Below are 25,646 nucleotides of genomic sequence, written 5' to 3' on the forward strand. Positions count from 1 at the left end.
GATTTCCGATTACCTTTGCCCTCTGACAATTTTTAACAGCATGAGTGTTGTATCTGCCATTAAGACCGCTGCGATAGCAGCCATACAGGAAATATACCAGCAGCCGGTAACGGCGCAGGACATTGCCGTGAATATCACCAAGCCCGAGTTTGAGGGAGAATATACCGTTGTTACTTTTGGTTTTACCAAGATGAGCCGCCAAAGCCCGGAAGAAACCGGCAAAGCGATTGGCGCTGCCATGGTAAAAGCCTTTCCCGAGCTGATTTCGAAGTTTAACGTGGTAAAAGGGTTCCTGAACCTGAGCATCAGCGATAATTACTGGACCAACTTTTTACAGGGGGCCTTTAATAATAAAACGACCGCACAAAAACCGGCCAACGGTAAAAAGGTAATGGTGGAATATTCTTCTCCCAATACCAACAAACCGCTGCACCTCGGTCACCTCCGGAACAACTTCCTGGGTTATTCGATTGCCGAAATCCTCAAAGCCAACGGTTATGAAGTGATTAAAGCCAACCTGGTAAACGACCGCGGCATCCACATCTGTAAATCGATGCTGGCCTGGCAGCTGTTCGCCCATGGCGATACGCCGGAAAGCACCGGCATTAAAGGCGACCACCTCGTTGGCGACTACTATGTGAAGTTCGAAAGCATCCTGAAAGAACAGGCCGAACCGATCATTTCCCGCGTACTAGAAGGCAAATTCTCCGATTTTGACGGGGAGGAGCTGGAGAAAGTAAGAAAACTCCATGCCGCCTTCATTAAACCGGAGAACCAGGACAACGCAGACAAACTGGGCAAGATTACCGACGAGATCAAAGAACTCACGCGTAATAAAACGGAGATCATGGTGCAGGCGAAAATCATGCTGCAGCAATGGGAAGCCGGCAACCCGGATGTACGCAGCCTGTGGAGCAACATGAACCAGTGGGTGTACAAAGGTTTCGACGAAACGTACAAACGCCACGGGCATCGACTTTGACAAAATGTATTACGAGAGTGAAACCTACCTGCTGGGCAAATCCTTTGTAGAAGAAGGCCTGGAGAAAGGAGTACTGTTCCGTAAAGACGATAATTCTGTGTGGATCGACCTGACGGCCGACGGCCTGGACCAGAAACTGCTCCTGCGCGGCGATGGCACTTCGGTGTACATGACGCAGGACCTGGGTACCGCCCGCCTCAAATACGACGACTACCACATGGATCAGAGCATGTACGTGGTGGCCGACGAGCAGGCGTACCACTTTAAAGTGCTGAAACTGATCCCTGGAGAAAATGCAGGAGCCCTGCGCTTCCGGCATTCATCACCTCTCCTACGGCATGGTGGAACTGCCGCACGGCCGTATGAAAAGCCGTGAAGGCACTGTGGTGGACGCCGACGACATGATCGACGAGATGCTGGCCACTGCCAAACAACAAACGCAGGAACTGGGCAAGGTAAAAGACTTTTCGGAAGATGAACTGACACGCCTCTACGAAACCATCGGTCTGGGCGCCATCAAGTTTTTCCTCCTGAAAGTGGACCCGCGTAAGCGAATGATCTTCAACCCGGAGGAATCTATCGACCTGCATGGCTTTACCGCACCATTTATCCAATACGCCTACGCGCGTATCCGCTCTATCCTGCGCGAATTGGGCGGCACTAACCTGTCCGGCGCGTTCAAGTACACCGAGGACCTGTTACCGTTGGAGAAAGAACTGATCGTGCTGAACGAACAATTCGGCAACGTGATCGAAGAAGCAGCAAGGGAAACCAGCCCGGCGGTGATCGCGAACTACGCGTTCCAGCTGGCGCAGAGCTTCAACTCTTTCTATGCAAAAAGGAAAGCGGCCGTTATGTGTATTCGATTATCGATGCGGAAAACGAAGAGAAAAAACACCTGCGGTTGCAGATCGCATCCCTGACGGCGAATACGATTGCACAGAGCTTAAAGCTCTTAGGCATCAACGTTCCGGAAAGAATGTAATAAACGGGCCGCGAAGTATCGCGGCCCGTTTTATATGCCCCTTCCGCTAAAAGAAAAGGGATGCCCTTTACGAACATCCCTCCCAAAAAAATACCACGGGAAACACAAAACAGTTTCCTGCACGCTTGCCATGTACAAGGCCGCTTTGCGCTTTTTGAATCCTGTGGCGTAAGTAGTATCTTATTTTACATCGCCAAGCGCAAGCGCCTGGTCGCAGATCTGCTGGCCTTTTACCAGTTGCCCCGCGCCGATATACGATTTACCGAGCATAAACATCGCGAACGCGTTCATGGGCTGCATCACCAGGATGCCGTTCCACTGCGTAAGCGCATGGGTGTAATCTTGTTTTTGTAATACGCATTAGCGAGCGAAAGCATAATACGAATGTCTTTCGGACGCAGGGTGAGCGCCGTTGTCAGGTGGCGAATGCCTTCTTCTGTTTCTGATTGCCGCAAACAGGCATTGCCAAGGTTAAAATAAAAATCCGCATCTGCGGGGCGACCTAAAGCGTTGGCTTTTTCGAAGGCGCCGGCGGCATGTTTAAAGTCTGCCATGTTGTAATAAATCATTCCAAGTTCAAAAAATAAGTTGGCCTGGGTGCTGTCAATCCGGAGGGAAGCGTGGTAGTATTCGATACTTTCGGTATAGCGTTCTTTCAGTGCCAGCACTTGCGCTATTTTATAGGGAACCGCCGGGTTGTCCGGCTCTTCATCCAACGCTTTGAAGAGGTGGCGTATTGCATTATCGGCATGGTCCAGGTGGTAATAGCATAGGCCAATCATCTTTTCCATCCTTATTGCACCTGCTTCCTGAGCCTGTAGAGCCAGGGTAAGCGCATCTTCAAAGGCCTTCTGTTCGTAATAAAGTTCAGCCATGTTTTGCAAAGCTGCTTTATGGAACGGTTCCTTTTTCAAAAGTACGAGAAACTGCTGCTTCGCGGATTCAGTCTGCTGCTGCTGGCGGAATAACAGGCCCAGCTCAAGGTGAGCGTCGGTCAAACTTTCGTTTTCCCGAATGGCGGCTGTAAAACAAGCCTGTGCTGCAGTTAACTGGCCTGATTGTTTCAGCGCCAAACCTTCTCTGTACAGTTTTTTTGCCTTGTGATCATTCTCGGGCGAGGAAGCTATAACAGGGTTGCCAACAGTCAATAGCAGCAACGGGAGCCATAGGATACAGGTTCGGGATACGGTCATATAGGCGGGGAGGTTTAAGCCCCCTTTTCACAAATATAAATATCTTATAATTTATAACAAATAACGTTTGTGTTATTTCATACTATCTGCACTAAAAGAAAAGGGCAAAATATCTTTTACACTGTCAATCAGCCACACCGGACCTGTTTGTCCCCCCAGGATAATACGGATCGGTTTGCCCTGCCGCACCTCGTACTCCCGTAATGTTTGCCGGCAAATGCCGCAGGGCGAAATAGGACTGCTCCCCTCCCCGTTTTCGTTGCGGTAACTGACTGCAATCGCCTCGATACCCACCCCGGATACACCGACGAAGCAGCCGACAACGCCGTACGCTCCGCGCAGATCCCCACGGGATAAGAAGCATTTTCCTGGTTAGTACCCGTCAGCGTTTCCCCATTATCGAGCTTCACCACGGCCGCTACCTGGAAATTAGAATACGGCGCATATGCATGTTTCACAGCTTGCTGCGCATGCACCAGTAATGAAGCGTCTTCAGGCGCCAGTTGCTGCAGATCGTCATATTGCAGGTAGTCAAAGGACTCCGTCACTTTTTTCATTCCTACAATTTAAGGAATTCTATATAAAGAAAAAGGGATGAAAGTTGCCCTTCATCCCTTTTAAGTATATGTTGTTGAACTGATTAGTGAATGGTGCGGAACAAACGGCTCCAGCGGATGCCATTGTTGCCGTAGCTCATCCATATCAGCCAGGCTTTACCTACTACGTGATCTTCCGGAACAAAGCCCCAATAGCGGCTATCCAGTGAGTTATCGCGGTTATCGCCCATCATCCAGTAGTAATCCATTTTAAAGGTATACTCGGTAGCATGCTGGCCATTAATGTAGAACTGACCATTTCTTTCTTCGAGCTTGTTGCCTTCGTAAATAGCGATCGCACGGCGGTAGAAGTTAATGCTCATGCTGTCGAGTTTAACGGTAGCACCTTTCTTCGGTACGTAAATCGGTCCGAAGTTATCTTTATTCCAGTTCAGGGAGTCTACAAAAGGATACAGCAAATCGTTGGAAGCACCCTGTCCAGGGCCGTTGGGAATATAAGGCTGCACGCTGGTTACCGCCTGTTTCAGCGCCTGCAATTCTGTAACGTTGTCTTTCGTTAAATTGTAGATAGCGCTGCTGCCATCTCCGCCGCGACCACCTTCGATGCCCATATCTTCGAGCGTGGAAAGGTTTAGACCGCCGTTGGGAGCATACACGCTGTAGTAATGCTGGCTTTTCGGCGGCACTTCCGCAGGCTGACCGTTCACATATACCACAGCATTGATCGCATATACAGAATCGCCGGCGATGGCGATACAACGTTTAATGTAGTTTTCGCGTTTATCTACCGGGCGGGAAGTAACGGGACCTAAAGAGTCCCACACTTTTTCACGGCCAAAAGCGCGCACGAGGCCATAATAGCTGGCGTCCTGCTGGTTTAACGCAACGGTATCGCCTTCAGGAAAGTTGAATACGACCACGTCATTGCGTTTAATGTCGGAGAAGCCCCACCAGCGGCGGTACTTCCATTGCACAGCTTCAGAATATGCTTTCGTGTATTTAGTGAAGGGCAGTGTATGGTGTGTAAAAGGCACGGCCAGCGGGGTCATGGGAACACGCGGACCATAACTGATCTTGCTTACGAACAGGAAATCGTTAACCAGGAGTGTTTTCTCCATCGAAGGAGTAGGGATGGTATAGGCTTCAAAAATGAAAGTACGGATCAGCGTGGCTGCAATGATCGCAAAAACTGCCGCGTCAATCCATTCGCGCAAAGGCGATTTCTTTTGGGCGGACCGTCTTTCTTTCTCCAAAATGCAAGATTCATTGGTGAATTTTAGATGTAATGTTAAGTGCTTTAAGCAACAAATATAATATTCTGCTAATTCTAACCAGCTTTATTGACGTAAAAGTTTTCTTAAAACCGGGAAAAGAAGGAAAAAAATAGCACGTTCGTTCAACTTCTTAATCTCTATTTTTGTTTAATTCTAGATATACTACCTTGAACAGTTTCACCATAAAAGATATTGAATTGCTTACCGGTATCAAGGCCCATACCATCCGTATATGGGAGCAGCGCTATAAGCTGCTGAGGCCTAAAAGAAAAGATACCAATCACCGGGTGTACGACAACGACGACCTGAAGCACATCATGCGCGTATCTTACCTCTACCACCGCGGCGTTAAAATTTCCAAGATCGCAGAAATGACCGACGAGGAAATCCGCCGCCGCTCGCTGGAAGAAAAGTTGGAAGAAGACCTCTTTCAGCCTTTAAGCAACCAGCTGGTAGAAGCCATGATCGATTTTGACCAGCAGCGTTTCGAGAAAGTGTTTAATAACGCATTGCTCCGCTTTGGTTTTGAAAAAACGATCCTGCAGGTAATTTATCCTTTCCTGCAACGCGTGGGACTGCTCTGGCTCAACGACTGCGTTAACCCCGCACAGGAGCATTTTGCCTCGCTCATCGTCCGTAAAAAGATGATGGTGGCCATTGACGGGCTGGAGCTATCGCGCGAAAGCGGTACCGACAGCTTCCTGCTGTTTTTGCCGGAGGGTGAGTACCATGAAATACCCTTGCTGTTCGTACAATACCTGCTGAAACAACACGGCTGCCAGGTGGTTAACCTCGGCGCCAGCGTACCGTTGGAGGACCTGAAGTTCTTCACCGACCGCCGCCGCGTAACGCATATTTATACCCATATGCTCACCTGCTTTTCGCAAAAAGACATGGACGCTTTTTTACACGAGATGGCCGATATGTTCCCTGCCGTACAGATCATTGTGTCGGGACCGCAGACGGAGCGCATTGCGCATACCTTGCCCGCCAATGTCAGGGCATTACACTCGCTAGATGAAATTATTGAGTTTACAAGGAAGTCGAAAAAAGCGGCTGTCCGTTAATTTCCAGTGATTCTTTAATGATGCGGTTAATTTCTTCCGCCCTGTTCAACACCATGAAGTGCCCGCCGCCATTGATCCGATGCGTGGGTTGCAGGTAACGGATGGGAAAGGGACGGTCTTTTGTGCCATGAATGTGCACTACCCTTTCGGGCATCCAGTCGTTTTTCCATTGGCAGATGGCGCTCATCGCCCAACGGGTATATGCATAGTCCTTTTTAGCAAGATATTCGCGCACCAGTTGCAGTTCGTACTTCGTTTCGGTTTGCAGGAAATACTCCACGATCAGGCGCCGGCGTCCGAACAGGAGGCGGTCCGGCACTTTCGTCAACACAAATTTAGAAAGCAGGTTATAGCGGTAGTAGGGCGGCCGCTCTTTCCGGTGCTTAATGCTGGAGAGCAGGATCACCTTTTCCGTTTCGAGGAAACGCGCGATTTCCACACACATCATACCACCAAAGGATAAGCCCAGCAAAATGGGATTGGGATGTTGAATAGACTGCGCCATGCGTGCGGCATAGGCTTCGATAGACTCGTCCGGACCGGCTGGTTTAATCCGGGGCAGGTAATGCGTTTCATACCCGGCGGGGAACTCAAGATTGCCGAATACCCGGTCGTCTGCCCCCAGGCCGCTGATTAGATAAATATGCTTACTCATCGTCTGCCCCGGATTTTTTTATACCGTACCGTTCGAGTTTATTGTACAAATGGCTGCGCTGGATCCCCAATTCCTGGGCGGTATGGGTCATATTCCAGGCATTTTTGCGCAGCATGAATGCTATGAAGATGCGTTCTACTTCCTCGCGGAATTCATGTAGCCTGTTAAAATCTAACAGTTCGTCACTCAGGTAGTTGCTTTTTTTTTTGTCGTGATTTGGCACTACATAATTCTCCACATCATCGGCTACGATCGTTTTGCCGGAGAGGATCACCAGTCGCTCCACGACGTTCCGCAGTTCGCGGATGTTACCTGTCCAGTTATGCGCCTGCAATGCCTTGATCGCATCTTTATCGATCGTCTTGCGCGCAGTGCCGTATTCCGCACAGATGCCGTCGAGGAAGTGCTCTACCAGCAACGGAATATCCTCACGGCGCTCGTTCAAAGAAGGTACGTGAATCAAAATTACACTGAGACGGTGATACAGGTCGAGGCGAAAGTTTTTGTCTTCTACTTCTTTCAGCAGATCTTTATTAGTAGCCGCGACTACGCGTACGTCTACACTTATTTCTTTATCGCCGCCCACGCGGGTAATTTTACCTTCCTGTAAAGCACGCAGCACTTTCGCCTGTGCACTGAGGCTCATGTCGCCGATCTCGTCGAGAAACAGCGTACCGCCACTCGCCTGCTCAAACTTACCGATGCGCTGTTTTACCGCAGAAGTAAAAGAACCTTTTTCGTGACCAAACAGTTCGCTTTCGATCAGTTCACCGGGAATAGCGGCGCAGTTTACTTCCACGATGGGGCCACCACTGCGGTTGCTGTAAGCGTGAATCCAGCGGGCTACCACTTCCTTCCCCACCCCGTTTTCGCCGGTAATAAGCACGCGGGCATCCGTAGGCGCCACTTTCTGTATAGTATCTTTTATTTTGATAATGGGAGATGCTTCCCCGATCATTTCCGGTGTCTTGTTCACCTTTTTGCGCAACGTTTTGGTTTCGGCCACCAGCGTGGTTTTGTCCATCGCATTACGCAGGGTGATAAGGAGCCGGTTTAAGTCCGGCGGTTTGGAAATGTAATCGTACGCGCCTTTCTTCACCGCGTCTACCGCGGTGTCTATATTACCGTGTCCCGACACCATCACAATGGGCACATCGGGATTAATTTCTTTCGCTTTTTCGAGGAACTCGAGGCCGTCCATTTTCGGCATTTTAATATCGCAGAGCACTGCATCATACGTTTTGCCCTGGAACATTTTAAACCCTTCTGCCCCGTCGACCGCTTCGTCGATCTTATAACCTTCGTAGCTAAGAATTTCGGTAAGCGTTTTACGGATACTTTTTCGTCGTCGATAATCAGGATATTGGCCATAGTGTGCTGTCCATTATATTAAACAGTGCCAAAAATAACACAATGCAGTTAAATAGCCGTTAAAAGTCTTTTTTGCTGATGCACCTGTTACTTCCGGTCGCCTGTATAACGTTGGAGGTGCGGGTAATATTGAAAAAAGGCCGATTTGGCAAAAGTCTACTAACTTTACATACTGAAAGACTAATTTTAACTTACAGCGCCGTTAAGGTAACTGTTCCAAATATGAAAGATTTACTGCATCAACTCAGATTGCGGCATGCCGAAGCTGCGGCCAATGCGTACCCCTCCACTGACCTGGTGATTGCGTTCAGCAATAACCTAATCAACTGGATGTTCCCGGAACATGCGGGGAGCGTGATGGCAGACGCGGAGCTCGAGCATTATGCCACCGTGCTGGAAGGTCAGCTGGCAGCGCTGTTACAGGGTGTGCAACACCGTTTGCCGGTGAGCGCCACCACGATCAGCCAGCAATTTATGGCGCAGGTGCCCGGTATCTACAGCGACCTTACCAAAGACGCCGAAGCCATTTTACAGGGCGACCCGGCCGCCACCTGCCTGTACGAAGTGATCCGCGCTTATCCCGGCTTTTATGCGATTGCCGCGTACCGCGTGGCACACGCCTTACACAATATAAAAGTGCCGTTGTTGCCGCGTATTATCACGGAACACGCGCATACCCGGACTGGGGTGGACATTCATCCTGCCGCGGTGATCGGTCCTTACTTCTGCATCGACCATGGCACCGGCATCGTAATAGGCGAAACCACCACCATCGGCGCGCATGTGAAACTGTACCAGGGCGTAACCCTGGGCGCATTAAGCATTGACAAGAGCATGGCGAAAGACAAACGCCATCCTACCATAGAAGACCATGTGGTGATTTACGCCGCGGCCACCATACTCGGCGGCGATACCGTCATTGGTCATCATAGTGTAATCGGCGGGAACGTGTGGCTGATCAAATCAGTATCGGCGTATTCGCGCATCTATTATAAGGCGGATGGCACCATTAACGTAGTAGAAAACAAGGTAGTTTAACATGAGATCAATCCTGGACCTGGTAGGCAACACCCCTATGGTGGCGCTGAAAAATATAGTACCGAACCCAAACGTCACTATTTATGCAAAACTTGAGGGCCAAAACCCCGGCGGAAGCGTAAAGGACAGGGCCGCATACGGTAGATCAAAGGCGCGCTTGACCGTGGTGAACTGAAGCCCGGCATGAAGCTGATTGAAGCGACCAGCGGTAATACCGGCATTGCGTTGGCCATGATCGCCAACCTGTTTGACGTGGAAATGGAAATCGTGATGCCTTCGGATGCCACCAAAGAGCGCGTACTGAGCATGGAAGCGTTCGGCGCCAAAGTGGTGCTGACCCCGAAGGAGGAATCCATGGAAGGGGCCATCGACTATGCGAACAGGCAGCTCGCCAAAGGTGGATATTTTAACCTGAATCAATTTGCCAACCCGGACAACTATGGCGCACATTACCGCAGCACCGGCCCGGAAATATGGCGCGACACCAACGGACAGGTGACGCATTTCGTGAGCGCCATGGGTACCACCGGTACGATCATGGGGGTATCCCGATACCTGAAAGAGCAAAACCCCAAGGTACAGATCGTAGGCTGCCAGCCTACCGACGGCTCAAAAATTCCCGGTATCCGGAAATGGCCGGAAGCGTACCTGCCGAAGATATTTGAAAAAGAGCGGGTAGACCGCATCATGGACATCGCCGAAACCGATGCCCGCAATATGACCCGTCGCCTGGCCCGGGAGGAAGCCATTTTCTGCGGCATGAGCAGCGGCGGCGCGGTATCTGCCGCGGTACGGGTAGCCGGGGAGCTGGAACATGGCACGATCGTATGTATTATCTGTGATAAGGGAGACCGGTATTTGTCGACCGACTTGTTTGCTTAAGTGCTATATCTGGTAAAGATAGTTGCCCCGGGAGTGCCCGGGGCTTTTTTATGCGTAGGAAGATGTAATTATTTGCGACCTCACCGGCCCACGGAAGAAAGAGAGCAACAAACGACTTCCGTATGGCCGATTTCAACCATAGCAAAACCATAGTGTTTACTAGGGTTTCAGGGGAATGAGGCCTCCAGGATGCTTGCTGGAAGGGACCCTGGCCCTTTGCCTGCCCTTTCCCTGCCCTTTCCCTGGGCATTTGGGGGGTAAAAGGGCCGTTTCCGACGAAACGACCCTTTAATATAGTGAACTGTACTGTTTACTTCTTCATGTACATTACTTCCTTCACCAGTTTCACAGTACGCTCGATATCGGGCAGGTACAGTTTTACCAGGTTAGGTGCGTAGTGCATCGGAGCATCTGCAGCTGTGATACGACGGATGGGGGCATCCAGGTAGTCAAAGCCTTCCTTCTGGATGCGGTAGCTGATCTCGGAAGAAATGCTGGAAAACGGCCATTGCTCTTCCACGATTACCAGGCGGTTGGTCTTTTTAACAGACTCCAGGATGGTGAACCAGTCGAGCGGACGGATGGTACGGAGGTCGATTACTTCGGCTTCAATACCCTCTTTTGCCAGTTCCTCAGCAGCACCGAGGGCAACTTTCATCATTTTATTGAAAGAAACGATGGTCACGTCACGGCCGGCGCGTTTGATGTCGGCTTTACCGATAGGGATGATGTATTCCTCTTCAGGAACCTCGCCCATATCGCCGTACATCTGCTCACTTTCCATGAAAACAACCGGATCGTCGTCGCGGATAGCCGCTTTCAGCAGGCCTTTTGCGTCGTACGGGTTGGAAACAGAAACTACTTTAAGACCGGGGATGTTCGCGTAGTAGCTTTCGAAGGCAGTGGAGTGCTGGGCACCGAGCTGGCCGGCAGAACCGTTAGGTCCGCGGAACACGATAGGACAGCCAACCTGTCCGCCGCTCATGGCGAGCATTTTCGAAGCAGTATTCAGGATCTGGTCCAGTGCCAGTACGGCAAAGTTCCGGTCATAAATTCGAGTACAGGACGAAGGCCGTTTTGCGCTGCACCTACGCCGATGGCGGTGAAGCCCAGTTCTGCGATCGGTGTGTCAATTACACGCTTAGGACCAAATTCGTCCAGCATTCCCTGGCTCACTTTATAGGCACCGTTGTATTCTGCCACTTCTTCTCCCATGAGGAATACGCGGTCGTCCCGGCGCATTTCTTCCTGCATGGCTTCCCTTAAGGCTTGTCTGAAAGCTATCTGACGCATTTGCTTAGTAATAAGTTATGAACGTTAATTGCCACTATAAAAATGGTAGGCAAAAATATTGTTTGTTCACGAAAAAGCAAACATAATTGTTCAAATATGTTAATTGGACACAATATTATACCCTTTCAATGATCATCGCACTCGCCCCGCCACCGCCATTGCAGATGCCTGCCACGCCGTAACGGCCTTTGTTATGTTGGAGGATAGAACTGAGGGTAACGATGATGCGCGCGCCGCTACAGCCGATCGGGTGGCCCATGGCTACTGCCCCGCCCCATACGTTCAGTTGCTCGGCGCCAAGGCCCAGCTCCTGCTGATTAGCCATGGCCACACAGGAGAAGGCTTCATTGATTTCCGCGAAGTCCATATCGCTGATTTCCAGTTTCGCCTTGCCCAGTGCGCGGTTAATGGCTTTTACCGGGGTGGTGGTAAACCACTCCGGCGCCTGCGACGCGTCGGCAAAGCTCACAATGCGGGCCAGCGGGGTGAGGTTCAATTCTTTGAGCGCATCCTCTCCCACCAGTACTACTGCCGCGGCACCGTCGTTCAGGTTGGAGGCATTGGCCGGGGTAATAGTGCCTTCTTTAACGAAAGTAGGTTTCAGGGTAGGGATTTTATCGAAGTTTACCTTTTTAATGTCTTCATCCTCATTGACCACCACGGTTTGCTTGCCGGCAATTTCCACCGGGGCGATCTCGCTCACGAAATAGCCCTTTTCCTGGGCCGCAGCGGCGCGCTGGTAGCTCTGAACAGCATATGCGTCCTGGTCTTCCCGGGTAAATTTATAGGTAGATGCGCACAGTTCACCCGCATTGCCCATGTGATAGTTGTTATAAGGATCCCACAGGCCGTCGCGGATAATGCCGTCGGTGACGGCGCCGTGGCCAAGGCGGTAGCCGTTACGGGCCTTATCCAGGTAATAGGGTACGTTGCTCATACTCTCCATGCCGCCGGCCACCACGATGTCGTTTTCGCCCAGCATGATGCTTTGCGCGCCCAACATAATGGCTTTCATGCCCGAAGCACATACTTTGTTCACCGTGGTACAGGGCACATTTACCGGGAAGCCCGCATAAATGCTGGCCTGGTTGGCCGGCGCCTGACCAAGGTTGGCACTGATCACATTACCCATGTAAACCTCCTGTACTTTGTCGGCCGCAATACCCGAACGCTGGAGCGCGGCTTTCATCACCGTTGCGCCCAGTTGGGTGGCGGACAAAGAGGACAGGCTTCCGTTAAAACTGCCAATCGGGGTTCTGGCTACTGCTGCGATAAAAACTTCTTTCATTGTGGATTTTCTTTTTAAAAGCTATCAAATTTAGGGAATAGGATTTTGTGAAGCGGGAATCGGGGATAGATGGTTTTTAATGATGGGGATGTTTGGTTAGGAGATTGCTAAGAATTCCATTGGTTTTCAGATACATTTCTGACACCGGCCCGATGAAACCAGTGATTTATTAATTAAGACAGTTCTTAAATGAAGGGCATTCCGTAAGTTTGCAGTTGACTTTCCACACTTGATCACACAAAACACCATACAGCAAATCCTCGCCCGCATCGACATCGTCGACGTGGTAGGCACCTTCGTGAAACTGAAGAAGCGCGGCAACGGCTACCTTGGCCTCTGCCCCTTTCACAATGAAAAAACGCCTTCGTTCACGGTATCGGCCAGCAAGGAAATATATAAATGTTTCGGCTGCGGCAAAAGCGGCAACGGCATCAACTTCATCATGGAGCACGAAAAGTACTCCTATGTGGAAGCATTACGCTGGCTCGCCCAACGTTACAGCGTGGAAGTCGAGGAAACGGAACAGAGTCCCGAGCAAAAACAGCGGGCCCTCATGTCCGACTCCCTCTTCATCATCAACAACTTTGCCCGGGAATATTTTTCTAAAACCCTGTTCGAATCCGAAGAAGGCCAGAATGTAGGCCTCTCCTACTTCGAGGAAAGGGGCTTTACCCAGAAACGGTCAAAAAGTTCCAGCTCGGCTACTGTTTAAATACCCGCGACGCCTTCGCCAAAACTGCCATCTCCAAGGGATATAACCTGGAGTACCTGCAGAAACTCGGGTTGGTGACCATGCGGTACGAACAGCCGGCGGATAACTACCGTGGCCGTGTTATTTTCCCGATCCACAATCAGAGCGGTAAGATTCTCGGCTTCGGGGCGAGGATATTGGGCAAGGCCGATAAGGCGCCCAAGTACATCAACTCCCCGGAAAACGAAATTTATTATAAGAGTAAGGTGCTGTACGGCACTTACTTCGCCCGGCACTCGATCGATAAACTCGATGAATGCCTGCTCGTGGAGGGTTATACGGACGTGATATCGCTGCACCAGGCCGGTGTGGAGAACGTGGTGGCGTCCAGCGGTACCTCGCTTACGCAGGACCAGCTGCGCCTTATCCGCAAATACACCAATAACCTCACCATCCTGTATGATGGCGATGCCGCAGGTGTGAAAGCGGCCCTGCGCGGACTGGACATGGCCGTGGAAGAGGGCCTCAACGTAAAAGTAGTGCTCATCCCCGATAAGGAAGACCCCGATAGTTACGTACAAAAGATCGGCGCGGACGCCTTCCGCCAGTTTATTGCGGACAACAAGCAGGACTTCGTGATCTTTAAACTGCAGGCGTCCCTGGTGGATGCCGGCAGCGACATGAACAAAAAGTCGAAACTGGTAAGCGAGATCGCGGAAACGATTTCTAAAATCAACAAAACAGAAGGCTTTACCCGCCAGCAGGAATACATCCGCCAGAGCGCTGAAATCCTCAAGATCGATGAGGAAGGCATGACGCAGCTGGTGAACAAGTTCATCCGCGAAAAGATGACCAAGCTCGAAAAAGAGCTTACCAAGAATAAAAATCCTGACTACGATGTGCCGGAAGAGGACCTGCCGCCTATTCCGGAGGAGTACCTCGATGATACGAGCAACATTGCCCTGTTCAATCCCCACGAAAAACAGGAACAGGAACTCGTAAAAATCCTGCTGCGCTTTGGTCAGAAACAGTTTTCGGAAGAAGATAATAGCTCGGTAGCCGATTATATATTCCACCTGCCGTACGACTTCGAATCACTGTCGGACAACGAAATGGTGAAACGTATCCTGCACGAGTATAAAGCAGAATATGATAAAGGAAATATGCTCGACAGCCGCTGGTTCCTGTATCACAGCGATCCTGAAGTAGTGAAAGCCACCACGGTTATCTGGAAGATAAAGAAGCGGAACTGAGCACCAACTGGAAGGAGAAATTCGAGATCATGACCAAGTACGGCGACAATGCCTACATCAACGACACGATCTCTACGACTAACTATCTCATCCTCCGGAAGATCAAAAAACTGATCCTGGAAAACCAGGAGGAAATGAAGAATGCAGCGGAATTTGCGGATCAGATGCGGTGCCTGGAAATGGCGAAACACCTGAAAGAGATTGAGATGGAGTTAACGAAAACGGTGAATACGGTGATATTAAAATAGAAAAGGCGCGGAGTGATCCGCGCCTTTTCAGTTACCTACTTCCGCTCCCACACCTCAAACGTATACGCATACGCATGTTTCTCATCCGCCTCATGTTTATCCGCCTTTACTAACTTCCACTCCAGCGCATTGATGTCCGGGAAATATGCATCCCCCTCCACTTTAGCGTGTACCCTTGTCAGGTAGATGCGGTTTACGGCGGGCAGCGACTGTACAAATATCTCGGTACCACCGGTAATGAAAATCTCTTTTGTATCGTACACCAGCGCTTTATCAATCGCCTTGCTGATGGAATTTACCACCTCCACACCTTCCGGTGCAAAGTCCGGCTGGCGCGTGATCACGATATTAGGCCGGCCCTTCAGCGGGCTGCCGCCCATCGATTCAAAGGTCTTGCGTCCCATGATAATAGGCATGCCCCAGGTGGTATTCTTAAAATATTTCAGATCGTTGGGCAGCTTCCGGGGCAAATCGTTGTTAATGCCGATCACGTTATTTTCGGAGGCTGCGACTATAATAGATACCATCATAAACTATACGGCTACCGGTGCTTTGATGTGAGGATGTGATTCATAATTCTCCAGCGTGAAATCTTCAAACTCGAAAGAGAAGATATCTTTTACGTCCGGGTTTAGCTTCATCTGCGGCAGCGGGAAAGGCTGACGGGTAAGCTGCAGTTTGGCCTGTTCAACGTGGTTGCTGTACAGGTGCACATCCCCGAAGCTGTGTATGAACTCTCCGGGCTGTAAACCGCATACCTGTGCGATCATCAGCGTCAGCAGAGCGTAGGAGGCAATATTGAACGGTACGCCGAGAAATACGTCCGCGCTGCGCTGGTACAGCTGGCAGCTCAGTTTACCATCGGCCACGTAAAACTGGAACAGGCAATGGCAGGGACTCAACGCCATATGCGGCAAATCGGCCACGTTCCATGCACTGATGATGAGGCGGCGGCTGTCGGGTGTTTTCTTTATCTGGTTGATAAGATCCGTTACCTGGTCAATCACCTTGCCGTCTGCGCCCGTCCAGCTACGCCATTGATGACCGTAAACGGGACCGAGATCACCGTTTTCATCGGCCCACTCGTTCCAGATCTTCACCCCGTTATCTGTCAGGTACTTAATATTGGTGTCGCCTTTCAGGAACCAGAGCAGTTCGTAGATAATGGATTTCAGGTGAAGTTTTTTGGTAGTAACCAGCGGAAAACCCTCCTGCAGGTCAAACCGCATCTGGTAACCAAAGCAGCTGAGTGTTCCGGTACCGGTGCGGTCGGTTTTCACCGCGCCTTTATCAAGGATATGTTGAAGTAAATCGAGATATTGTTGCATACTGGGGGCAAGTTACAAAAAAGGCCCCCATTACCGGAGGCCCTTTATGCACATTTGTGGATATTAACTTTTAAAGCTTCCTGCGTTTCAGTTCCTTGCGGATGAGCCCCAGCTCCCGTCCCATTTGTCCCGCAATAGATGTATTCTCCTGCGCGCGGCGGATCAGGTAGGGCATTACATCCCGTACCGGGCCGTAAGGCAGGTACTTGGACACATGGTAACCGGCATGGGCCAGGTTAAACGTGATGTTATCGCTCATGCCGTATAACTGCGAAAAGCTGATATGCGGGTGATTCGGCGGAAGGTGCCTTTCGGCCATCAGCCTGGTCACGAGCAGTGTACTGTCTTCGTTGTGTGTACCCACGAACAGGCCCAGTTTCTGGATATGATCGAGGCAGAAGTGAATGGCCTCGTTGTAATCTTCGTCGGCCGACTGCTTATCGGGTTGTATGGGCGACTCATAGCTTTGCTCCTCGGCCCGGCGGCGTTCCTTTTCCATATAGGCGCCGCGTACCAGCTTGGCGCCCAGGAAGTAACCTACCTTTTCGGCCTTGTGCTGCGATGATTTCAGGAACTCGAGGCGGTCGTGGCGGTACAGCTGGAACGTATTGTAAACAATCACTTCCGAGCGGTTGTAACGCGCCATCATGGCATCCGCCAGGTCGTCGACCGGCTGCTGTATCCACGATTCTTCCGCGTCGATCAGCACGGCCACCTTGTGCAGCGCGGCTGTTTCGGCAATAGTATTGATACGCGCCTGTACGCGCTCGTACTCACGCGCTTCTTCGGCGGTAAGCGTTTCGCCCCGGTGCAGCTTTTCGAGCAGCGCAAAACGCGCGAAGCCCGTTACCTTGATCGCGATGAAAGGAATATGCTTTTTACCGGCGGCAAACTGTATCGCTTTAATAAACTCCGGAACCGCATTGTCATAGTTTTCCTCCCCTTCCATGGCTTCCACCCCATAATCCAGCACGGCGCCTACGCCGAACTTGCTCAGGTTTTGCGCGGTCAGGGCAGCTTCCCGGAGATTTTCACCTCCGCAGAACTGTTCAAAAATGGTGGATTTGATGATGCCTTTACGGGCAGGCCCAGCTTAAAGGCAAGGGGCGTGGCCCACGCGCCGAACTTCACCAGCCAGGGTTTACCGATGTTGGAAAAAGGAAATTTGCTTTTTTAATGATCGGTTGCTGCGGTGTTCAAATGCAATGGCGGTATTCTCGAAAGATATTAATGGCTGCGTTTCCATGGCCGGCAAAGTTAGGGTCCTCCCCGATACCAACAAAAACTATAATGGCCCATCCGTTAACACATATTGTCTTTTTCTATCCGTTAAAATCCCTGTCTAAAAAATAGGGCATTCATACTCACCCTAAAAAGTCAACATAGTATACTATTCCGAAATATTTTAATGAATTGTTAAAAATACTTAAAAGTAAGTATCGGGAGTGGATGCCGTGGAATTACCTTTGCAGCAAGCATTTCATCCAATTACGCTACGAGAGAGCACATTTGAGTATAAACAACCGAGATCAATCCCTAACCTGGCAATCCGCACAAACAGCGATTCCCACGGGGATATCAAGAGCCAAAGCCTACAACAACAGTGATGAAGGACGCACCAATCGCACCTCCGACCTGTACAGGTAATATTCAATGTTGAATACTTCATACTAAAAATATCGGGTTGATTACCCTCTATCAGCCTTGTTGCTTGCCCCAAGGATTTAAGCTGTCTTATTTGCGCATGCTTCTTTGTATAGAAGAATTATGGCAAGGTAAGACGGCTTATAATCATTTAGGGGATGATAATCATTAACAATTCCACAGAAAAAATTTACTACTTTTATCGCGGCTCAACATCTCAACCAACCTTACCTAATGACACCAAAAGCACTTTTTACTTACAAAGGTGAACGCGTTATGAATACAAAGAAACGAAGAAAGCACTCCTGGCAACCATTTACTGCCGGTATTCTCGTGGTGATGATGCTGGTATCCGGTTTTGTGTATTATGACCATAACCGCGTACAGCGCCCCAGTTCTACGGCTACGGCCGAAGAGCTGCGCGACCACTACCGCGCTCACCAATGCCAGCCCGGCAGCCGTAAAACGCTTCCCCTGGCCGACGGTACGCAGGTGACGCTCAACGGACAAACCACGTTGTATGTTCCGAACGACTATGGTCGTAACGGTAGCCGCACGCTTATCCTGAACGGCGAAGCATTTTTTGAGATCCCCCGCAGCCGCGATTTGTTCACCATTAAGTCCGATAAACTGATCACCACCGGTTATGGCGGCTCTGTTCGCGTACGCACCGCCGAAAACCAGGCCGGCGCTACCGTGCACGTGCTGAACGGACAGTTTACGGTGAAAAAGCCTACCACTCTCCCACCGATAACCAGCCCGAAATGCTGGAACGCGGCAACGAAATCCTGTTTAACCGCGACATCGACCTGATGGAAAAGGAAACGTATGATCCGGCTGCGCTGGAAGAATGGAAAAAGGGAAAACTGGTACTGAATAATGTACCCTTGCAGGCGGCTATCAATAAACTGCAGGATTGGTATGGTGTAGAGATCAGCATCCGCGGAAATGCACAAGATGTAGGGTTAATTTCCGCCAGTTTCGATAACCGGCCTTTACAGGAAGTGTTATCGTCCCTGAAAGAAAGCACCGGCTTAAAGTATAAGATCCGCTAGTTACCCAGGCGCTCGAACGAGAACACGGGCGCCAGTTCATTTTTTTTTTACCCGGATTAAATCTGTAACAATCCCCGCGGCCACCGGCTAAAAGTAATGCCGTTGCCGCCAAAGCCCAGCGCAAAGTAGGTGTGTTTCATCGGCGCGTATTCTCCAATATAGGGCAAGCCGTCTTTCGTTGTTCCGAAAGTACCCGTCCATTCAAACTCCGGCAAAAACTCCAGCTTCGGGAACAGTTCGTTAAAGTCGCCCAGCAACTGACGGGATTTACTTTTGAGCAGCTTATCGCGTTTAAGCGGGTTGTAGTAATCTACGTCACGGCCGCCGATCAGCAAACGATTATCGTAAGTGGTACGCATATACCTGTAAGGATTGCGCGTTTCCCACAGCAGGCAGTTCTCATGCCAGAACTCTTTCTGGTTGTGGGTTTCACTTAACAGCACATAGGTACCTTTCAGGTCAACTACTTTCTCTTTTATATATTGAACTGACTCATAACCGGTTGCGATGACCAGTTTCTTTGTCTGTACTTTTTGCCCGTTATGCGTGGTGAGTGTTACACTACGCGGGTTAATCGCTATATCGTTCACCTTTGTACGATCATATACAGCAGCGCCCTGCTGCAAACAGTATTGCAGCAACGCATGGGTAAGTGTATAAGCATCGGTATATGCCGCGCGCTGCGAATAGATCGCCGCAGGCGCTTCAAATCCCATATTCTTTTTTCACCGGCCTTTGGTCCACCACTCCACTTCCAGCCCATGTTTATCCCGCGCAGCAAATTCCTTCTCCAGCATAGCTAAATGTTGCGGCGCCGAAGCGAAATATAAACTCCGCTTGGGTTCAAACTCTTTTACTTTCAGTTTGCGGGTAATCCTTTCTACATCGGTGATGGATTGCGCGCAGGCATGGTAAGCTTTAACAGCATGCGATACACCTACCTTCTCCATCAGCTGATGAAGCGGTACATCAATTTCATATTGTAAAAGAGAAGTGCTGGCGCAGGTGCTTCCGAGACCAACCGTGCGCGCATCCAGCACGGTGCAGGAGATACCTGCATTGATCAGTGCGTAAGCCGTTAAGGCGCCGGAAATACCAGCGCCAATGACTGCTACGTCTGTACGTATATTGTTCTCGAGCTTAGGGTAATTGTATGGCAGCCCGTATCGCACCAGCGAATAAGGGAGTCCTGCATGTAATATCATGGGATTGGAACGGTGTATCTTTTCGTCTTTCTATTGTTCGCGCGTTCTATTGCTTTGACTCCCGAAAACAGTTAGTCACGGGTAGCATACGCAGTATTCTCGTAGCTTTCGTGTACCGACATCTTACGGATAAAGTTATAAAGCGTATCGCCTTCGTAGTCAGCATAAGTGCCAAAGGCGTTCATCAGGTAACCCGTGTTGCCGGATTCATCTTCAATCAGGTAAACCACTGCCGGATCCGCATACCGTGAACCAGTAGGAATCTGAAGGGTTTCAATAATACGCAGTTCTTCGGGGGTGTACTTACGGGTGTTTTCCTGCAGCCTTGCGCGACCGTCATTACGTAATACGAATTCCTGGCCGTAGCCACGTGCTTTCAATTCTTCGATGAGGCTGCTCAATGAGGTAGTGCCGGTTGTAACTTGCTGAGCCATACTTTCCTGAGTTTAATGTTTGATAAATATTGGTTTCTGTCGTTTCCGTGCCAGATGGTGATTAACGTTTGCAAAAAGCAGACCAGCTGCCGGGGTCTATAATACTTGGGGTATTTCTACTGCAAATAACGGTCATTTCGGCGACATAATACCAATCACATGGATAAAACAGATCAGATTGAGGATTTTGGGTAACAAATGGTGTAAAGCTGGTGATGGATGACATAAAAAATTCGGGACCCGGTGAGTCCCGAATTCATATATACAAAAATTGTATCTATGCCAGCTGGCTCCTTACTTTAATGAGTAGGTCGCGCGTTTTCTTCACCCCTCGGCTTCCGACAGTTTACTGCCCTCGTACTCGATGCCGATATGCCCGGTATAGCCCGCTTCCTTCACGATCTTCAGCATTTTCGCGTAATCGGTGTCGGTACAGTTACCGGCGTCGTCGAAGTCGTGGGTTTTAGCACTTACGCCTTTTGCAAAAGGCATCAGCTCCTGTACACCCAGGTAACGGTCGTATTCTTCCAGGCAGGTTGTTTTAGCCCAGGCCTCCGGGGTATTGGCCTCCGGCTTGGAACGGTTGATACAGAAATTGCCGAAATCGGGCAGCGTTCCGCAGCCGGGACGATTCACCGCTTTCATCACCCCCGCCAACCATTTGCCGTTAGAGGAATAGCCGCCGTGGTTTTCCACGATTACACCAATGTTATAGTCTTTGGCGAAGTCGGTCAGTTTTCCCAGGCCTTCAGCCGCGTTCTTCGCTACTTCTTCCGCGGTACCCGCTCCGGCCGCATTTACGCGAATAGAGTGGCAACCCAGAACTGCGCGGCTTCTACCCATTTATAGTGATTCTCTACCGCTTTCAGACGGGCCTTTGCGTCTTTATCCCCCAGCTCTCCTTCCCCGTCGCACATAATGAGCACACTGCGTACGCCATTGTCGTCGCAGCGCTTCTTCATTTCGCCGAGATAGGTTTTATCCTTCGCCTTGTCTTTGAAAAACTGGTTCACATACTCCACCGCCTGTATATCGAATTCTTTTTTCGCCCGCACGGCAAAATCCAGGTGGTCCATTTCTTTGGCGAAGATCGCCTTGTGAAACGACCATTCCGCCAGGGAAATATCAAATGCCCAGGCAGCCGCGCCGGCGCCCTGCACACTGGTATCCGGACCTGCCGTACCGCTGTCGGACCCGGGCGTTTTGCCCGCATTGTTACAGGCCGCCAGGAAAGCAGGTCCCAGGCCAACACCGGCCGTAAATACGCTCAGCTGGCGCAGGAAATTTCTACGATTGTGGAAGTTGTGATTCATGGGTTGTTGTGGTTTAGTAACGTGGATTGATATATGTTTTTGAAAATACGGATTATTTTCGAAAAAAAAGGGGAAAAGTGAAGGGATGTACAAGTGTGCAACGGGGGCCGATAAGAGCGTTGCAGCCGGGTTCATAAAAAAGCCGGCCCAGTAAAGGGCCGGCCGTCGCTTTCTTCAACCAAAATTCCAGTGCGGAAGATCTTTAAGGCTTGCGGTCCACACCCGTATTCATGGTGATCGTCCGGTGCCGCCCGCGTACAGCGTTACCGCGAACGTAGCGTTCACATTGCGGTTGGCCGTTGTAAAAGCAGCCGGGATGCGGTAATACGATGATACATCGCCGTTCACCGTGAAGTACGGGAACTTCGCGAGGTTCGGATGCCCGAACTCAATGGTACTATCGGTGCGCACCTCCTTGAAATAGGGATTATACTTCTGGAAGTGCGGCCGGTCGCCACGATAAACGACTTCGCCTTTGGCGGGATTAAATGATTTGCCCAGCCTGTCTTTAAATTTAATGATGATTTTATGCGGCCCCGCCGGATCACGCTCCACGGTCATCGGCATTTGTCCGCCCGCAAACACATCTTGGAAATTCGTTTCCGAACCATTGTCAGATGTAGTTACTGTACGCCTTTGCACCTCGTACGTCACTTTCGGGTTCACCTGTATTTCACCCGCGTTTTTGATAATGCGGGTGCCGCTGATGTTCGATACCTGCACATCAAACACGTACCGGCCACTGTTCCAGTACTCTGTCGCCGCCGACAATACCATGCGGCCACCATTCTCGACGATCTCGAACGGCCGTTTGCTCGCCCGGGCCAGTTTCTTATTGAGCAATTCCACGGTAGTGTCGTTCGATGTTAATTCCGCCAGGTACACGGTGATTTCCTTCGGTGCAAGGTCATTGCTGTCAAGTACTTTACCGGTCGATTTATCGCGGATCTCCAGCAGCTTTACTTTCACGGGCAAGGTAGACCCGTCGGCCTCAATAGCGGGCGAATAAGCACTGATGCCCTGCGTTACGTTAAAGGGCCGCGGGCGGTAGGTAAATTTGTCGCTGATAAACCCCTCGGGCACTTTCTCGCAGGCCACAACACCGGCAATACCCAATACCAGCGCCATTATACAATATTTCAATTTCATAAAATGATGTTTAAATGACTGGAATATCAGAACCGTACGAAGCGGTGCTGGTTGTTTAACACATGCAACAGCGGCCCTGCCCCGTCGCGGGTTTCAATGCCGGTGGTCTGGCAGCGTACCGTTACATCATACCCCGGATCGTTGGCCGGCGGCGGATTGTTGGGATCATCGATCGTACCCCGCACGTTGATGAAAAACATAAAGTACACCGGTGTTACGGTTGTAGTATACCCCGTTTGCCGCACTTTACGATACGCCCGCTGCTGACCGGTCTTAGCTTTAATACCTACCGGATCTTCACCCGTCAGCGCACTCATAGGCAACTTGTCAGCGAAGAAGTACTGCCTTAAGGAATCGGCGGTAATGTCTTTATACAAACTGTCCATCGTATACTTGGCATTTTCATCGATCTGCTGTTTCGCAGCCCTGCGCATCTCCATATACAGGTTGATGGAGCGGTTCGTCGGCACGAAAATGGTGCCCACGCTGTTCACCTCTTCCTGCAGGTTGTAATGATCAATGATCATCACCAGCGTGTCGAAGCTCTTCCAGGAATGGTTCTTCAGGTACTCGTATGCGGTAAGCGGCGTTTTCGCGGAGTGTACCCCGTCGTCCGTGAGGTAGTCGGCCTTTTTACAGGCGATGGCAAGCAAAAAAATGCTGCAGGCGGCCAGTAGCCATATTTTCATATTCATAAGTTCGTTTTTGATATTTAGAATCGGGTAGACCAGTACGGCGTTTGTTCCAGCTTCGCGCTCATGTTGATGAGCACGGGATCCAGCGGCCAGTAGTACTTGCCCTGTGTGAATTCCAGGTCGCTCATTTTGCCAGGCAGTTTGTTAATGCCGGTTTTGCGCATCAACCGAATGATGTCATAAAAGCGATGGCCTTCGAGGAATAATTCCCGCGCACGTTCTTCGATGATGTTTTCGAACAGGGCATCGTCCGGGCCCACCCAATCGCCGATACCGGCTGCACCGCGGATAAGGTTCAACGCAGCACGCGCCTCACCGTATTTAGCCGTCGCTGCCAGCGCTTCGGCGCGCAGCAGGATGATATCAGACAGGCGGAATACGATGATGTTGTTACGCGCAACAGGACCGGTGTTATTTGGCTGCAGGTAATAGATGTTCGAATACTTGATGCAGATAGCCTCTTCCACGCTGTTGTAAAACGCAAAACCACTGCGCAGGCGACGGTCTGTGGTATCGGCAAACAAGCGATGCACACGTACGGTATCCAACCCGAACGTAGGGTTACCGATCACCGTTTTAAGGTAAGGCGCGCGCAGCGTACGGAAAGCGATGCCGTCACCGGCTCCTTCGCTCTCGTCACTCATTGCAATTTCAAAAATGCCTTCACTGGAATGTTTCGCGAACATGCCCGGTACGTTGTTGCGATCAGCCAGTGCAAGACCGCCATACGCGATCACAGAATCGGCCGCGGGCACTACGTTCGCGTATTCGCCCATCCAGGCGTAAATATGTGCTTTCAGCGCAAAGGCGGATGTTTTATTGGCGCGTACACCGGCATCCGCGGCGTTGGGATTCGAGTATTGCATGTTCGCAATGGCAAGGTCCACATCTTTTAACGCCTGCGCCAGCACTTCGGCCTGTGGCGAGCGTGCCAGGTCTTCCGCATCGGCCAGGTTAGGCACCGATTTTAATACCAACGGCACATCGCCCCAGATGCGGGCCATGTAGAAGTACGTGAAGGCACGCATAAAATACGCTTCGCCCAGGAATGCTTTCCTTACCTGTTCGGGATTACCGGAAGTGAATTTTTCCAATGGCACTTTCGGCAGGTAGTTGATACAACGGTTCGCCTGGTCGATCACACGGTAGAAGTTGTCGTAGCGGCGGGCCACCATCATGGAACGCCAGGTGTTGGAGGCCGGCACAGGCAGGCTCCAGTTCATGGTACTGATCTGCTGCCAGTCGATTGTTACACGGCTGGAATTGAACTCATCGGACGGCAGATCGCCGTAGCCGAAAAAGGACAGCGACCATTCACCTGAGTTGAAGGCTTTGCGGGTAAGCGCATACATGGCGGCAGTACCGGAATTAGCTTCCGCTTCGTTTTTCCAGAAGTTCTGGTCCGTAGCGGTGCTGATTGGCTCCAGGTCCAGGAAGTCTTTACAGGAGGCGGCGCCAAGCGCAACACCACCGATAAATATATAAGCAAGTATCTTTTTCATGTTGAGGTAGTTTTTAGAAGATCACGTCCACGCCAAGGGTTACTTTCTTTGGTATCGGGTAGTCGTTACCGGATGAGTAGCCATCATACCCTACCGCTTCCGGGTCCGGCACGGTGGCCCGGGAAAGGATGAACACGTTATCGAGCATACCATAGAAACGAACGCTCTTCAGCTTTGCAGGCATGGTCCATTTTTCCGGCAACATATAACCGAGGCGAATGTTCTTCATCCTGAAGAAGCTGGCATCTTCCACGAACATCGATTGTGCGATATGCCATTTATCTACGCTGTTGGTCACGAGCGCCGGGTAGGTAGCCCTGCTGCCCGCACCGTTCCAGAAGTGTACGCCGCTGCCGAACTGGGAAGCGGGACCGGAATTGGGTCCCCATACAGCGTAAGGGTTCGAGGTACCTGCATCCTGCAGTTTATCGGATAAATAGCCGTTCCAGAGTTTGCGGCCCGCGAAGAATGTACACAGCACATCCATCGTAATTCCTTTCCAGGAAAAGGAATGCGTCATACCACCATATACTTTCGCGTTGGG

The 25,646-nt window shown here is 50.6% G+C and carries 33 protein-coding genes and 1 pseudogene; 13 read left to right on the plus strand and 21 right to left on the minus strand.

Annotated features, from left to right (window positions below):
• The first annotated feature begins 40 nt into the window (after nt 1-40).
• The 4 genes from argS (MKQ70_RS17345) to MKQ70_RS38710 are packed head-to-tail and all read left to right on the plus strand — an operon-like array spanning nt 41 to nt 1,967.
• The gene (gene argS / locus MKQ70_RS17345) at nt 41-982 is read left to right on the plus strand and encodes an arginine--tRNA ligase domain-containing protein (RefSeq protein ID WP_248072860.1); all 942 of its coding nucleotides are present in this window, start codon (nt 41-43) and stop codon (nt 980-982) included.
• A 4-nt stretch (nt 983-986) separates the two neighbouring features.
• Nucleotides 987-1,358, plus strand: coding sequence for an arginine--tRNA ligase domain-containing protein (argS, locus tag MKQ70_RS38700; protein ID WP_282456572.1), 372 nt, complete (start codon nt 987-989; stop codon nt 1,356-1,358).
• The gene (gene argS, locus MKQ70_RS38705; protein ID WP_282456573.1) at nt 1,276-1,905 is read left to right on the plus strand and encodes an arginine--tRNA ligase domain-containing protein; all 630 of its coding nucleotides are present in this window, start codon (nt 1,276-1,278) and stop codon (nt 1,903-1,905) included. Before argS (MKQ70_RS38700) ends, argS (MKQ70_RS38705) begins: the two co-directional genes overlap by 83 nt.
• Nucleotides 1,887-1,967 (plus strand): hypothetical protein, encoded by an 81-nt coding sequence (locus MKQ70_RS38710; protein WP_282457397.1) that lies wholly within the window; start codon nt 1,887-1,889, stop codon nt 1,965-1,967. Before argS (MKQ70_RS38705) ends, MKQ70_RS38710 begins: the two co-directional genes overlap by 19 nt.
• A 180-nt stretch (nt 1,968-2,147) precedes the next feature.
• Here MKQ70_RS38710 and MKQ70_RS38715 read toward each other — a convergent pair whose 3' ends face one another.
• From MKQ70_RS38715 to lepB, 4 genes are all read right to left on the minus strand, one after another.
• Entirely contained in the window at nt 2,148-2,270 is a 123-nt protein-coding gene (locus MKQ70_RS38715) for a hypothetical protein (protein WP_282456574.1), read from the minus strand.
• A complete protein-coding gene (locus MKQ70_RS17355; RefSeq protein ID WP_248072863.1) occupies nt 2,267-3,040 on the minus strand; it encodes a tetratricopeptide repeat protein in 774 nt (257 codons plus the stop codon). Before MKQ70_RS17355 ends, MKQ70_RS38715 begins: the two co-directional genes overlap by 4 nt.
• A gap of 248 nt (nt 3,041-3,288) precedes the next feature.
• Complete coding sequence (locus MKQ70_RS17360) at nt 3,289-3,717, minus strand: cytidine deaminase family protein (protein ID WP_248072865.1); 429 nt, start codon at nt 3,715-3,717, stop codon at nt 3,289-3,291.
• 83 nt (nt 3,718-3,800) lie between these two features.
• Nucleotides 3,801-4,931, minus strand: coding sequence for a signal peptidase I (lepB, locus tag MKQ70_RS17365; protein WP_248072866.1), 1,131 nt, complete (start codon nt 4,929-4,931; stop codon nt 3,801-3,803).
• 227 nt (nt 4,932-5,158) lie between these two features.
• Between lepB and MKQ70_RS17370 the strand changes: the two genes are divergently transcribed.
• A complete protein-coding gene (locus MKQ70_RS17370; RefSeq protein ID WP_248072868.1) occupies nt 5,159-6,058 on the plus strand; it encodes a MerR family transcriptional regulator in 900 nt (299 codons plus the stop codon).
• On the opposite strand, the gene MKQ70_RS17375 is transcribed toward MKQ70_RS17370, so the two are convergent.
• Both MKQ70_RS17375 and MKQ70_RS17380 read right to left on the minus strand, forming a co-directional pair.
• Nucleotides 6,024-6,713: an alpha/beta fold hydrolase gene (locus MKQ70_RS17375; RefSeq protein WP_248072870.1), complete on the minus strand. Its 690-nt coding sequence runs from the start codon at nt 6,711-6,713 to the stop codon at nt 6,024-6,026. The genes MKQ70_RS17370 and MKQ70_RS17375 overlap by 35 nt on opposite strands.
• Nucleotides 6,706-8,049: a sigma-54-dependent transcriptional regulator gene (locus MKQ70_RS17380; RefSeq protein ID WP_308199483.1), complete on the minus strand. Its 1,344-nt coding sequence runs from the start codon at nt 8,047-8,049 to the stop codon at nt 6,706-6,708. The genes MKQ70_RS17375 and MKQ70_RS17380 overlap by 8 nt, the downstream gene beginning before the upstream one ends.
• Before the next feature lie 257 nt (nt 8,050-8,306).
• Here MKQ70_RS17380 and MKQ70_RS17385 point away from each other — a divergent pair, with 257 nt between their 5' ends.
• The 3 genes from MKQ70_RS17385 to MKQ70_RS17390 are packed head-to-tail and all read left to right on the plus strand — an operon-like array spanning nt 8,307 to nt 10,004.
• Nucleotides 8,307-9,122 (plus strand): serine O-acetyltransferase, encoded by an 816-nt coding sequence (locus tag MKQ70_RS17385; protein WP_248072872.1) that lies wholly within the window; start codon nt 8,307-8,309, stop codon nt 9,120-9,122.
• Nucleotide 9,123: 1 nt separating this feature from the next.
• Entirely contained in the window at nt 9,124-9,297 is a 174-nt protein-coding gene (locus tag MKQ70_RS43275; protein ID WP_282456575.1) for a pyridoxal-phosphate dependent enzyme, read from the plus strand.
• An 8-nt stretch (nt 9,298-9,305) separates the two neighbouring features.
• Nucleotides 9,306-10,004: a pyridoxal-phosphate dependent enzyme gene (locus MKQ70_RS17390; protein ID WP_282456576.1), complete on the plus strand. Its 699-nt coding sequence runs from the start codon at nt 9,306-9,308 to the stop codon at nt 10,002-10,004.
• 310 nt (nt 10,005-10,314) lie between these two features.
• Here the strand turns inward: MKQ70_RS17390 and MKQ70_RS17395 are convergent, their stop codons facing one another.
• The 3 genes from MKQ70_RS17395 to MKQ70_RS17405 form a co-directional block, all read right to left on the minus strand.
• Nucleotides 10,315-10,989, minus strand: coding sequence for an alpha-ketoacid dehydrogenase subunit beta (locus MKQ70_RS17395; RefSeq protein ID WP_248072873.1), 675 nt, complete (start codon nt 10,987-10,989; stop codon nt 10,315-10,317).
• Between the two features lie 23 nt (nt 10,990-11,012).
• On the minus strand, nt 11,013-11,297 hold the full coding sequence (locus MKQ70_RS17400) for a hypothetical protein (RefSeq protein WP_248072874.1): 285 nt from the start codon (nt 11,295-11,297) through the stop codon (nt 11,013-11,015).
• A gap of 115 nt (nt 11,298-11,412) precedes the next feature.
• On the minus strand, nt 11,413-12,585 hold the full coding sequence (locus tag MKQ70_RS17405) for an acetyl-CoA C-acyltransferase (protein WP_248072876.1): 1,173 nt from the start codon (nt 12,583-12,585) through the stop codon (nt 11,413-11,415).
• Nucleotides 12,586-12,814: 229 nt separating this feature from the next.
• Here MKQ70_RS17405 and MKQ70_RS17410 point away from each other — a divergent pair, with 229 nt between their 5' ends.
• Genes MKQ70_RS17410 through MKQ70_RS17420 form a run of 3 tightly spaced genes read left to right on the plus strand, consistent with a single transcriptional unit; the run spans nt 12,815 to nt 14,777 of the window.
• The gene (locus tag MKQ70_RS17410) at nt 12,815-13,297 is read left to right on the plus strand and encodes a CHC2 zinc finger domain-containing protein (protein ID WP_248072877.1); all 483 of its coding nucleotides are present in this window, start codon (nt 12,815-12,817) and stop codon (nt 13,295-13,297) included.
• Nucleotides 13,204-14,529 carry a DNA primase gene (locus MKQ70_RS17415; protein ID WP_248081431.1) on the plus strand — a complete coding sequence of 442 codons (1,326 nt, stop codon included), beginning with the start codon at nt 13,204-13,206 and terminating at the stop codon, nt 14,527-14,529. Before MKQ70_RS17410 ends, MKQ70_RS17415 begins: the two co-directional genes overlap by 94 nt.
• Nucleotides 14,530-14,558: 29 nt before the next feature.
• Nucleotides 14,559-14,777, plus strand: coding sequence for a hypothetical protein (locus MKQ70_RS17420; RefSeq protein ID WP_248072879.1), 219 nt, complete (start codon nt 14,559-14,561; stop codon nt 14,775-14,777).
• A gap of 35 nt (nt 14,778-14,812) precedes the next feature.
• Here the strand turns inward: MKQ70_RS17420 and MKQ70_RS17425 are convergent, their stop codons facing one another.
• From MKQ70_RS17425 to MKQ70_RS38735, 4 genes are all read right to left on the minus strand, one after another.
• Complete coding sequence (locus MKQ70_RS17425; RefSeq protein ID WP_248072882.1) at nt 14,813-15,307, minus strand: dihydrofolate reductase; 495 nt, start codon at nt 15,305-15,307, stop codon at nt 14,813-14,815.
• Nucleotides 15,308-15,310: 3 nt separating this feature from the next.
• A complete protein-coding gene (locus tag MKQ70_RS17430) occupies nt 15,311-16,105 on the minus strand; it encodes a thymidylate synthase (RefSeq protein ID WP_248072885.1) in 795 nt (264 codons plus the stop codon).
• A gap of 70 nt (nt 16,106-16,175) precedes the next feature.
• A complete protein-coding gene (locus tag MKQ70_RS17435) occupies nt 16,176-17,162 on the minus strand; it encodes a proline dehydrogenase family protein (protein ID WP_308199484.1) in 987 nt (328 codons plus the stop codon).
• Nucleotides 17,114-17,236 (minus strand): hypothetical protein, encoded by a 123-nt coding sequence (locus MKQ70_RS38735; protein ID WP_282456577.1) that lies wholly within the window; start codon nt 17,234-17,236, stop codon nt 17,114-17,116. Before MKQ70_RS38735 ends, MKQ70_RS17435 begins: the two co-directional genes overlap by 49 nt.
• Nucleotides 17,237-18,025: 789 nt before the next feature.
• Between MKQ70_RS38735 and MKQ70_RS17440 the strand changes: the two genes are divergently transcribed.
• Nucleotides 18,026-18,562, plus strand: coding sequence for a FecR domain-containing protein (locus MKQ70_RS17440; RefSeq protein WP_248072891.1), 537 nt, complete (start codon nt 18,026-18,028; stop codon nt 18,560-18,562).
• Entirely contained in the window at nt 18,514-18,804 is a 291-nt protein-coding gene (locus MKQ70_RS17445) for a FecR domain-containing protein (RefSeq protein WP_248072892.1), read from the plus strand. Before MKQ70_RS17440 ends, MKQ70_RS17445 begins: the two co-directional genes overlap by 49 nt.
• 56 nt (nt 18,805-18,860) lie before the next feature.
• Here the strand turns inward: MKQ70_RS17445 and MKQ70_RS17450 are convergent.
• The 8 genes and pseudogenes from MKQ70_RS17450 to MKQ70_RS17485 form a co-directional block, all read right to left on the minus strand.
• Nucleotides 18,861-20,009, minus strand: a pseudogene (locus MKQ70_RS17450) (NAD(P)/FAD-dependent oxidoreductase).
• A 71-nt stretch (nt 20,010-20,080) separates the two neighbouring features.
• Nucleotides 20,081-20,443 carry a hypothetical protein gene (locus MKQ70_RS17455; RefSeq protein ID WP_248072894.1) on the minus strand — a complete coding sequence of 121 codons (363 nt, stop codon included), beginning with the start codon at nt 20,441-20,443 and terminating at the stop codon, nt 20,081-20,083.
• A gap of 324 nt (nt 20,444-20,767) precedes the next feature.
• Nucleotides 20,768-21,286 (minus strand): sugar phosphate isomerase/epimerase family protein, encoded by a 519-nt coding sequence (locus tag MKQ70_RS17460; protein WP_248072896.1) that lies wholly within the window; start codon nt 21,284-21,286, stop codon nt 20,768-20,770.
• A complete protein-coding gene (locus MKQ70_RS17465; RefSeq protein WP_248072898.1) occupies nt 21,241-21,756 on the minus strand; it encodes a hypothetical protein in 516 nt (171 codons plus the stop codon). The genes MKQ70_RS17460 and MKQ70_RS17465 overlap by 46 nt, the downstream gene beginning before the upstream one ends.
• Before the next feature lie 228 nt (nt 21,757-21,984).
• On the minus strand, nt 21,985-22,905 hold the full coding sequence (locus MKQ70_RS17470) for a DUF5007 domain-containing protein (protein WP_248072900.1): 921 nt from the start codon (nt 22,903-22,905) through the stop codon (nt 21,985-21,987).
• Between the two features lie 26 nt (nt 22,906-22,931).
• The gene (locus MKQ70_RS17475) at nt 22,932-23,600 is read right to left on the minus strand and encodes a hypothetical protein (RefSeq protein WP_248072901.1); all 669 of its coding nucleotides are present in this window, start codon (nt 23,598-23,600) and stop codon (nt 22,932-22,934) included.
• A 17-nt stretch (nt 23,601-23,617) separates the two neighbouring features.
• The gene (locus tag MKQ70_RS17480; RefSeq protein ID WP_248072903.1) at nt 23,618-25,102 is read right to left on the minus strand and encodes a RagB/SusD family nutrient uptake outer membrane protein; all 1,485 of its coding nucleotides are present in this window, start codon (nt 25,100-25,102) and stop codon (nt 23,618-23,620) included.
• A gap of 13 nt (nt 25,103-25,115) precedes the next feature.
• The gene (locus MKQ70_RS17485) at nt 25,116-25,622 is read right to left on the minus strand and encodes a hypothetical protein (RefSeq protein ID WP_248072905.1); all 507 of its coding nucleotides are present in this window, start codon (nt 25,620-25,622) and stop codon (nt 25,116-25,118) included.
• Between the last annotated feature and the right edge of the window lie 24 nt (nt 25,623-25,646).

The sequence above is a fragment of the Chitinophaga sedimenti genome (assembly GCF_023156195.1).
Taxonomy (GTDB): domain Bacteria; phylum Bacteroidota; class Bacteroidia; order Chitinophagales; family Chitinophagaceae; genus Chitinophaga; species Chitinophaga sedimenti.

Coding starts and splice junctions, on each gene's coding strand:
- argS (WP_248072860.1), top strand. CDS start 41: ATGAGTGTTGTATCTGCCATTAAGACCGCTGCGATAGCAGCCATACAG.
- argS (WP_282456572.1), top strand. CDS start 987: ATGTATTACGAGAGTGAAACCTACCTGCTGGGCAAATCCTTTGTAGAA.
- argS (WP_282456573.1), top strand. CDS start 1,276: ATGCAGGAGCCCTGCGCTTCCGGCATTCATCACCTCTCCTACGGCATG.
- MKQ70_RS17360 (WP_248072865.1), bottom strand. CDS start 3,717: ATGAAAAAAGTGACGGAGTCCTTTGACTACCTGCAATATGACGATCTG.
- MKQ70_RS17375 (WP_248072870.1), bottom strand. CDS start 6,713: ATGAGTAAGCATATTTATCTAATCAGCGGCCTGGGGGCAGACGACCGG.
- MKQ70_RS17385 (WP_248072872.1), top strand. CDS start 8,307: ATGAAAGATTTACTGCATCAACTCAGATTGCGGCATGCCGAAGCTGCG.
- MKQ70_RS43275 (WP_282456575.1), top strand. CDS start 9,124: ATGAGATCAATCCTGGACCTGGTAGGCAACACCCCTATGGTGGCGCTG.
- MKQ70_RS17390 (WP_282456576.1), top strand. CDS start 9,306: ATGAAGCTGATTGAAGCGACCAGCGGTAATACCGGCATTGCGTTGGCC.
- MKQ70_RS17395 (WP_248072873.1), bottom strand. CDS start 10,989: ATGAGCGGCGGACAGGTTGGCTGTCCTATCGTGTTCCGCGGACCTAAC.
- MKQ70_RS17400 (WP_248072874.1), bottom strand. CDS start 11,297: ATGCGTCAGATAGCTTTCAGACAAGCCTTAAGGGAAGCCATGCAGGAA.
- MKQ70_RS17405 (WP_248072876.1), bottom strand. CDS start 12,585: ATGAAAGAAGTTTTTATCGCAGCAGTAGCCAGAACCCCGATTGGCAGT.
- MKQ70_RS17420 (WP_248072879.1), top strand. CDS start 14,559: ATGACCAAGTACGGCGACAATGCCTACATCAACGACACGATCTCTACG.
- MKQ70_RS17425 (WP_248072882.1), bottom strand. CDS start 15,307: ATGATGGTATCTATTATAGTCGCAGCCTCCGAAAATAACGTGATCGGC.
- MKQ70_RS17430 (WP_248072885.1), bottom strand. CDS start 16,105: ATGCAACAATATCTCGATTTACTTCAACATATCCTTGATAAAGGCGCG.
- MKQ70_RS17440 (WP_248072891.1), top strand. CDS start 18,026: ATGAATACAAAGAAACGAAGAAAGCACTCCTGGCAACCATTTACTGCC.
- MKQ70_RS17445 (WP_248072892.1), top strand. CDS start 18,514: ATGCTGGAACGCGGCAACGAAATCCTGTTTAACCGCGACATCGACCTG.
- MKQ70_RS17455 (WP_248072894.1), bottom strand. CDS start 20,443: ATGGCTCAGCAAGTTACAACCGGCACTACCTCATTGAGCAGCCTCATC.
- MKQ70_RS17460 (WP_248072896.1), bottom strand. CDS start 21,286: ATGGGTAGAAGCCGCGCAGTTCTGGGTTGCCACTCTATTCGCGTAAAT.
- MKQ70_RS17465 (WP_248072898.1), bottom strand. CDS start 21,756: ATGAATCACAACTTCCACAATCGTAGAAATTTCCTGCGCCAGCTGAGC.
- MKQ70_RS17470 (WP_248072900.1), bottom strand. CDS start 22,905: ATGAAATTGAAATATTGTATAATGGCGCTGGTATTGGGTATTGCCGGT.
- MKQ70_RS17475 (WP_248072901.1), bottom strand. CDS start 23,600: ATGAATATGAAAATATGGCTACTGGCCGCCTGCAGCATTTTTTTGCTT.
- MKQ70_RS17480 (WP_248072903.1), bottom strand. CDS start 25,102: ATGAAAAAGATACTTGCTTATATATTTATCGGTGGTGTTGCGCTTGGC.
- MKQ70_RS17485 (WP_248072905.1), bottom strand. CDS start 25,622: ATGACGCATTCCTTTTCCTGGAAAGGAATTACGATGGATGTGCTGTGT.